Source organism: Thalassolituus sp. UBA2590 (assembly GCF_002339775.1).
In the GTDB taxonomy this organism is placed as follows: domain Bacteria; phylum Pseudomonadota; class Gammaproteobacteria; order Pseudomonadales; family Oceanobacteraceae; genus Thalassolituus.
This window is the reverse complement of record NZ_DDKU01000182.1, coordinates 1-7450: the sequence shown is the minus strand read 5'-3', so window position 1 is coordinate 7450 and position 7450 is coordinate 1. Positions and strand designations below refer to the sequence as shown.

Below are 7450 nucleotides of genomic sequence, written 5' to 3'. Positions count from 1 at the left end.
ATTTATCCCAGTAAGGTTCTTTGCCGAGGCGCTAAATGACATAGTCGATCAAAGCACGTCCCCGCCGCGATAAATGACGAGCCCGGGGATACACAGCGTAAAGGTTCATCCCAAACCATTTATAGTCGGTCAGCACCGGAATCAGACGTCCGCTTGAGAAGGCTTCCTGCAAAGTGAATGTTGGCTGGCAACCGGCTCCCAATCCTCGTTCAGCGGCAGCAATTAATGCTTCGCCATTATTCGATAACGTACCCGGTGAAAGACGAATCTCCCCTGTTTTTCCATCTGGTGATGTGTATGGCCAGCGTCCGGGATACCGCAGGTTGCTGTATCCAAAAACCGGTACGCCGTGAAGATCATCCGGGGTATTAAACGGCCCGTACTTTTCCACGAAATCCGGTGAGCAGTACACCATGTGCCTTACCCGTGTAACCTTGCGGGCGATCAGGGTCGAATCTTCAAGGTGGCCAATGCGAAAGACAAGATCAAAGCCATCTTCAATAACATCAACCCTACGGTCAGACAGATCGAAATTGACCGTCACCCCGGGGTGTTCACTCATGAAGTCAGCGATGATCGGTGAGAGTTGGGAAATGCCAAGGCTGAGAGGCATGGATACCGTGATATTGCCGCTCAGTAACGTGGCCGATTGCATCACTTCCTGCTCTGCATCATTCCAGTCGTCCAGTAGCTTACGGCAGCGGTCATAATACAGCTGACCGTCATCGGTCAGATGCATAGTCCGGGTGGTGCGTTGCAGTAGCTGCACCCCCAGCCTTTCTTCCAGAGCCTTCATACGTCGACTGATCGCCGAGTTTGCAACACCAAGGCGCTCTGCCGCTTTTGATGCACTGTGGCACTCTACCAGTGTGACGAAGACCCGTACTTCATCCAGTTCACTCATCTGTCGCTCTCTTCTCTGACAAGCCCCTATGATTCATCGACCCGGGTATTGCAGACCTATCAATTTTTCTACTTTTCAGAATAATATTTTCAATCATAGAGTATTTTTCCATAGTTAAGAAATGTTTATCGTAACTACCGTTGAATAGTTAAAAGCATCCTTACAAAACACAGGAGATCGGTATGACACATATTCTTCGCGTAGACAGCAGTATGAGAACGGAAGGTTCAGTTAGTCGTAACCTCGCGGATAAACTGGTTGAACGACTGTCTGACGGCAGTACACAGGTTACCGAACGTGATCTGGCGAACGGCATTGAGCTTATCAATGAAAACTGGATTGGTTCGAACTTCACAGATCCAGCTGACCGCAGTGATGAGCAGAAGACATCTCTGGCAACGTCAGACGAGCTGGTTAATGAGCTGCGTGCAGCTGATACCGTCGTTATTACTGCACCCGTCTATAACTTCCATGTACCGGCTGCTCTGAAGGCCTGGATCGATATGGTGGCGCGCGCCCGTGAAACTTTCCGCTACACAGAAGAAGGCCCGGTTGGCCTGTTAACAGGCAAAAAGGTCTACGTCGTAATGACCTCGGGTGGCACTGTTCTGGGCGCGGAAAATGATTTCGTCAGTGGCTGGCTGAAGTACATTCTGGCATTTATGGGAATGACTGATGTCACCTTCATCGACAGCAGCGGTTTGATGCTGGACGAAACTAAAGCCGAAAAAGCGGAAGCTGAAATAGCAGACGTTGCTTAAGAAGTTGACTAACAGAAAGCCCCGGCGAACGGAGCTTTCTGTTGCTGCATAAATTAATCAATGAGGATCAGGCTCTTTTGAGCAGACGAACCAGAAAGATTAATATCACCGCTCCCACAGTAGCGGTAACAACCGATCCGATGAAGCCACCTGCGGCAACTCCGGCAACCGAGAAAACGTAGCCGCCAACAACTGCACCGAGTACACCAATGACAATGTCGCCGAGCAGGCCATAACCACCACCTTTAGTGATAACGCCTCCAAGCCAGCCTGCAAGTGCGCCGATTAACAGAAAAACGAGTAGTGCTGAAATATCCATTGTTGTCACCTCAAATATCGTTAGCGTTTTAGCCAAGTTCTGAATAATGCTGCGCTTCTCTGCTTCAGTACTGAGACTTCAAGTACTCAGTTCCACGCCTGTATTTCTCAGTATTCCCGGCCTTCCAATAGTACGAACGGTAAAGCTGCTAAGAGTTCCGGCCTGTTTGAAATGGCCTTTCAGGCAAACACGAAAATCTTGTCTATACTTATTGATGAACCACGCAGGCAGGACTATGGGGTCCCGCTAACACGGAGGTAATTTCAGATGGGCGAACAGGCGCTTAACACAAACAATGTCGACATGATCCGGGAAGAAGTATCGAAACTTGAAGAAGAGATTCACAAAATCAGCAACAAGCTTCAGAACGATGGTTTTCTGTCCCGTGTACCCGCTGCCATGATAGAGAAAGAGCAACACAAACTTGAGAGATTTCAACAAGCCTGCTCAGACCTGAAAGCCCGACTGAAGCAAGCCGGTTGACGAAGAAAGGTCAATACTGACAGCCTGATATACTGCCAACAGGCACTTCTACATGCGCCAATGGGCATACATGGTGGCGCATATGGCGTACAATCCATGCTCAGGATTTCTACGAGTGCAGGAACGTGCGGTACGTCATTTTACTTTCTACTTTGCTGGCCAGCTCTGCGGCTGTCGCCGACTCCTCTTCTTCGACGCCCGCCCGGCAAGGCGATTGTCAGACAGGTATCAGCTTCAGCGATATCTACAGTAAGCCCGATGATCTGGCGCTCAACTACTGTTATCTTCAACAGAAAATCGACGAGGGCGACATTAAGTCTGCTATTCCGGTCGTGGAGCGAATTCTTCTGCTTGAGCCCCATCAGAACCGCGCGAGAATCATTTATGCAAGTCTGCTCTATCACTCTGACATGATGGTAGAGGCCCGGGAAGAGTTCGAAGAGGTACGTTCCCGCCCTCTTCCTCAGAGCGATGAGTGGTTGGTTCTTGATTACCTGCGCAGAATAGATGAGCTCGATCAGCGCGCGACCCAGACTCTCTCAGTGTCAGTCACGGGGCATCACGATAACAACATCAACAACGCACCTGACGACGATACCATTCTGTTTTACGGCTACGAGTTCGACTTTCCACAAAAGAAGGTTGAGGAATACGGTACCGAGTTCAACCTCAGTTATGATCTGGACTATGCGTGGGGTGATTACCGCCAGCACGCCGCAATTGCATCACTTCAATACACTCGTGATAACTTCGCCACACAGGATTCTCTCGATTTCTCAAGTTGGTACGGCACGCTCGGAAATCGCTTTGACTTTGATGGCCTCAACCTGACCATCTCGGGTAACGCGCAACACCAGTCTCTGTATGGAGAGGGTCTGTTACGCAGTCATGGGGGGAGCATCAGCTCTTCTTACGCCTGGGATCTCAAGGATCTGAATCTCTATATAAATACCCGTCTGAGCACAGGCGTGTCGTCAGATAACTACATCGCCCCGGGCGCCAGTGGCAGCTCTGGGAAACGATATTACTCAAAAGTCGCAGGATCGCTGACCTTCGATAAGGTTCACAACCTCTACATGGCATTGGGCTATAGCACAAAAGAAGCTCGCATCGAGGCTTCCAGCTATACCAACTGGTCCACCAGCATGAGCTACCGCTGGACAGCCAGCGCCGGACAATCGATCGCCGCATTTGTCAGCCAGAGTCGCACGCGTTACTCAGGCTCCTCAGAATTCGTCACCGGTGACCCTTCGCTGGTGCGACGCAGCAAGCCTTTGTTCGCATCTCTGGCACTGACATTGCCAGTAAATCTGGTTGAGAATATGGACCTGACGATCAGTGGCGAACGCCAGCTGAATCGCGCAGATATTTCTAATTATGAGTACCGTAATACCCGCTGGTCGGCCTCGGTCACAAAACTCTTCAGTCTGTGAGGGCCCTGTAATGACGACGAGTATCGCAATGAACAGACATGTTCAATCACGTAAGCGCCTCGGTAGCGCCTTACTGACGCTGACTGCGTTGGCTGCAGCAATTCATGCCCACGCACAGGAGGCTGGTGTGCTGGCCGGTCTGAAAGGTTCGGTGACCGTCTACCGTAACGATCAAAGCCTGACAGCAAATAGTGGTGAGCCTATCTTTCCAGGGGATCGCATTGAATCCGGCAGTGGCCAGCTGTTTCAGTTGTTGCTGAGAGACGAAAGCACATTTACCTTCGGTGAAGGCTCGGTAATTTCTCTGGATAAGTTCGAGTATGATGCGCATAAAAATAGCGGTAATTTGCAGATTACTCAGGAATCAGGACAACTGAAATTCGCCACTGGCCGTATTGCAGATGGCAGCCTGAGCGCCTTCAGAATCCTGCAACCGTCAACAGAAGTTGCGGTGCTGGGAACGATGGGCGTAACAGCCATACTCTCGCCCGACCAGGTCTCCATGCATTTTCCTGATATTCAGCTGCCGCCCGATTCTGGGCCGCTGAGCTACTCATCTCTGATGGGCCCCGGCCCCTACTCTTCAATTCCGACGGGCACCTTTGTTGTCACCGCTGAAGGACAGAGCATTACTGTAGATCAACCAGAAGGAAGCGTCATCGCTGCGGAAGGCATGCCGCCGGTTTTCTTCTTTGCACCGCCATTAACGTTTGAACAGCCTCAGGCTAGTAAAGAAAGTGACACGGAGCAAAATAACGGCACTCTCAGCGATATTAACGGCGTTAATACTGATGACCCCGCCGATGCACGAGCACAAGAGAATGCCAACCGACGGTCCTCTGACGAGAGCCGCCAGCAAAGCCGCCGAGAGTCACAGCAGTACATCAACGACTTTCAGGTCCAACGCATTATCGAGCGTATGGAAACGAGGTTTGGCCTGCCGGACGAATTTGACCCAGCCTTCACGCCGGAACAACCGGCTGAGTCGCCTTCTCAGCCCGGGCCGCCCTTCCCTCAAGAACCAGAGCCCCAGGAACCAGAACCGGAAGAGCCTGCTATTGAGCCTGAGCCGCCCGTAACAGAACCACAGGAACCAGGCACTGGCTCCGGGTTGCCAACCAATCCGGGCGGAGATCCACTCGATCCGATAGGCCCCGGAACGGGCCTTGATCCACTTGACCCCGGACCAGGCATGATATGCCCCGGCGATCCTGAGTGCCCTTAACTCTGCAGATATCCCCAATAATAAAAAGGCCACGCATTGCGTGGCCTTTTTATTGTCATTGCTTTTATTTTCATTTTTAGAGCTGGATTAACCAGCGCCGGTTAAGGCGCTGTTTCTTCAGCCGGTGGAACCAGAACCTGCAGGAACTCCAGGAAGCTATTCAACTGCCCCGACAGATTCGGGTTAGCGTTGGTATAGCGACGCTGGCTGCCATCGACAAAGCTCAGCAACATGCCATCCTGACTGTTACCCAGGTGAGCAGTCGCCACCAGCGTTTCATCAGCATAGATGTAGCCAGTCGCACCGGACAGGTAGAGCTGCATAGCATTCGCTGTGCTGTTCTCCTGACTGATGAACACATTGCCTTCTGGCGTCAGTGTTGCGATGTAGGTGCGGTCGCCAACCGATGGGTCCTGAATCGTCGTGGTAATCGTACCGTTGTACGCCAGGTTAGCTTCAACCTCAGCGATGATCGCATCCCATTCTTCTGGTGTACGCTCAGTTACAACTACTGTTGAATCGATGAGGCTTAAAGCATACTCCTTCGCGATATCAACTACTGGCCCTAAACCACTGACAACCGCATCCGTATTACTGAGCACAGGTGGAACACCCAAGTTGTTAGTCAATTTGGTTCCAGTCAGCGTACTCGTATCATCGATCTTCAGGTTAAACATCGGTCCGCTAGGGGAAGATACTGTTTCCCCCCATAGGTTTGAACGATTAAACGAAGAGACCTCAAACTCAAACACTGGTGTGCCTTTATTCAGGTCAACCAGACTCTCACGATCAAAGACGAAGAACATATCTAGCCCCGTCATACTGTACGTTCCCAAATCGGACTGGCTAGAAATACTCAGGCCTGAGCCGTAGCCTCTTACCTTCAATACAATAACTTCCAGAAGGTTCTGCAGTGCGGTATTCGTCGCCGACCCCTCATTTTGAAGTTGCGCATATTCCAGAGCGCTAAAGGTTTGGAAAGGTGCGACCACAGAATCTGGGCTCTCTGAAATGTTCAGCTCAAGACAGAAGTTATTCAGAGACATCTGTGCAGTAGAGTTCGTGATGGTACCGGTAAAACAAATAGTCAAACCTGTATCAGGATCAAAGTCTCCACCAGTCGAGCCCCCCAATAGATTACGAATATCTGGAACTACTATATTTTGGAAGCTAAATGACTGGCCTAGTGCTCGTCCCGTAATGTCGATCTTACAAGTATCACTACTACCGCTACAGTCATCACTGCCAAAAAAGCCAGTCTTGTTGTAATCAACAGTTATCCCAGAAAATTTCTCTGATGGGGTCAGGTTACAACTTTGAAAGTTATTCTTCAAAGGCACGCAGGCTGCACCTTGCAATCCAGCCGATAGAACCTCACTGAAGGCCGACAGCATGTTCGCAGTATTTTCCTGAGCCGTCGCATCAACATACAACCAACCCAGATCACGGTTCACGGTATTACCGTTCGCCAGCTCTGCTGCCTGCGCATCGTCCAGATACCCGCCTGCGACATCGATTGGTGCTAGTGCACGTGCGAAGTTCGCTGCATCGTAGCCAGTAGCCTCACCAATGGTTGTAACGTTGCGGCACTCTGTGCGATCCAGTTCCGGATTGTCAGTAACCAGACAGATCGATGGGTCCGCCAGCTCTGGCGACCAATCGGTCACCAGGCTTCCGAAACCTGCAATCATGGTGTCGAGACTACCGTCGTTGATGAACTGCCCTACGGTTTCAGCACTGGCAACGAAGGTATCGAAGCCTGTATAGCTGATGATAGTGATCGGCTCTTCAGTATCAGGATCGGTCAGACCTAGCGTACTTACATCCAGCTCGCCAGATTTAAGCGGCATCTGACCGCCCAAAAGTCCGAAGATGAGACCAATGTTCTCCGTCAGGCTATCAATCGGCAGACTGGCAACGATGGCCGTCTCCTGCAGGCTGGCAGAGAAGATTGCGTGGCGCAGAGCCTGTTCATCGCTGCTGAGTGCAAAGTTACGCTCGAAGGCATCCGTCAGGTCTGGCACACGCTGGCTGACATAGGAGTCATCAGTGAAGCCAAACAGGACGGCAAGACGCTTGTGAGCCAGCAGAACATTGTTGTCATCCAGAGCCTGCGGGAAGGCTTGCAGCCAGGTCGCAGCCATGTGTGTCATCGGAGTAACCGCTACTGGGCCAGCAAAATCAGCACCCGACACAATGGTATCCAGAATCATACCCGCAGCAGGTGTACCGCTATCGCCAAAGTTGGCAGGCGGCGACACCAGACAGCCACTCGGCGTATCACACACCATGGTGGTCTCTGCATCGGTTGTGACACGTACACGT

7 protein-coding genes are annotated in these 7450 nt (G+C 51.3%); 4 read left to right on the top strand and 3 right to left on the bottom strand.

The annotated features are described in order from the left end of the window. Positions 1-31: 31 nt before the first annotated feature. A complete protein-coding gene (locus B2067_RS15695; protein ID WP_301389062.1) occupies positions 32-904 on the bottom strand; it encodes a LysR family transcriptional regulator in 873 nt (290 codons plus the stop codon). 182 nt (positions 905-1086) lie between these two features. On the opposite strand from B2067_RS15695, the gene B2067_RS15690 reads away from it, so the two are divergent. Then, positions 1087-1665, top strand: a complete 579-nt coding sequence (locus tag B2067_RS15690) for an FMN-dependent NADH-azoreductase (protein WP_301389061.1) — start codon at positions 1087-1089, stop codon at positions 1663-1665. A gap of 67 nt (positions 1666-1732) precedes the next feature. Here the strand turns inward: B2067_RS15690 and B2067_RS15685 are convergent, their stop codons facing one another. Beyond that, entirely contained in the window at positions 1733-1984 is a 252-nt protein-coding gene (locus tag B2067_RS15685) for a GlsB/YeaQ/YmgE family stress response membrane protein (protein WP_068442257.1), read from the bottom strand. A 267-nt stretch (positions 1985-2251) separates the two neighbouring features. Between B2067_RS15685 and B2067_RS15680 the strand changes: the two genes are divergently transcribed. The 3 genes from B2067_RS15680 (at position 2252) to B2067_RS15670 (ending at position 5125) form a co-directional block, all read left to right on the top strand. Beyond that, positions 2252-2467, top strand: a complete 216-nt coding sequence (locus B2067_RS15680; protein ID WP_301389059.1) for a hypothetical protein — start codon at positions 2252-2254, stop codon at positions 2465-2467. Positions 2468-2592: 125 nt separating this feature from the next. Continuing rightward, entirely contained in the window at positions 2593-3900 is a 1308-nt protein-coding gene (locus B2067_RS15675; protein WP_068443604.1) for a surface lipoprotein assembly modifier, read from the top strand. Between the two features lie 28 nt (positions 3901-3928). After that, a complete protein-coding gene (locus B2067_RS15670) occupies positions 3929-5125 on the top strand; it encodes a FecR domain-containing protein (RefSeq protein ID WP_301389057.1) in 1197 nt (398 codons plus the stop codon). 101 nt (positions 5126-5226) lie between these two features. Here the strand turns inward: B2067_RS15670 and B2067_RS15665 are convergent. Beyond that, positions 5227-7450: hypothetical protein (locus B2067_RS15665; RefSeq protein WP_301389055.1), on the bottom strand; the 2224-nt coding region annotated here is incomplete at its 5' end.

Excerpts from the sequence above, each read along its gene's own strand:
- B2067_RS15690 (WP_301389061.1), top strand. The coding sequence starts at position 1,087 with ATGACACATATTCTTCGCGTAGACAGCAGTATGAGAACGGAAGGTTCA.
- B2067_RS15680 (WP_301389059.1), top strand. The coding sequence starts at position 2,252 with ATGGGCGAACAGGCGCTTAACACAAACAATGTCGACATGATCCGGGAA.
- B2067_RS15670 (WP_301389057.1), top strand. The coding sequence starts at position 3,929 with ATGAACAGACATGTTCAATCACGTAAGCGCCTCGGTAGCGCCTTACTG.
- B2067_RS15695 (WP_301389062.1), bottom strand. The coding sequence starts at position 904 with ATGAGTGAACTGGATGAAGTACGGGTCTTCGTCACACTGGTAGAGTGC.
- B2067_RS15685 (WP_068442257.1), bottom strand. The coding sequence starts at position 1,984 with ATGGATATTTCAGCACTACTCGTTTTTCTGTTAATCGGCGCACTTGCA.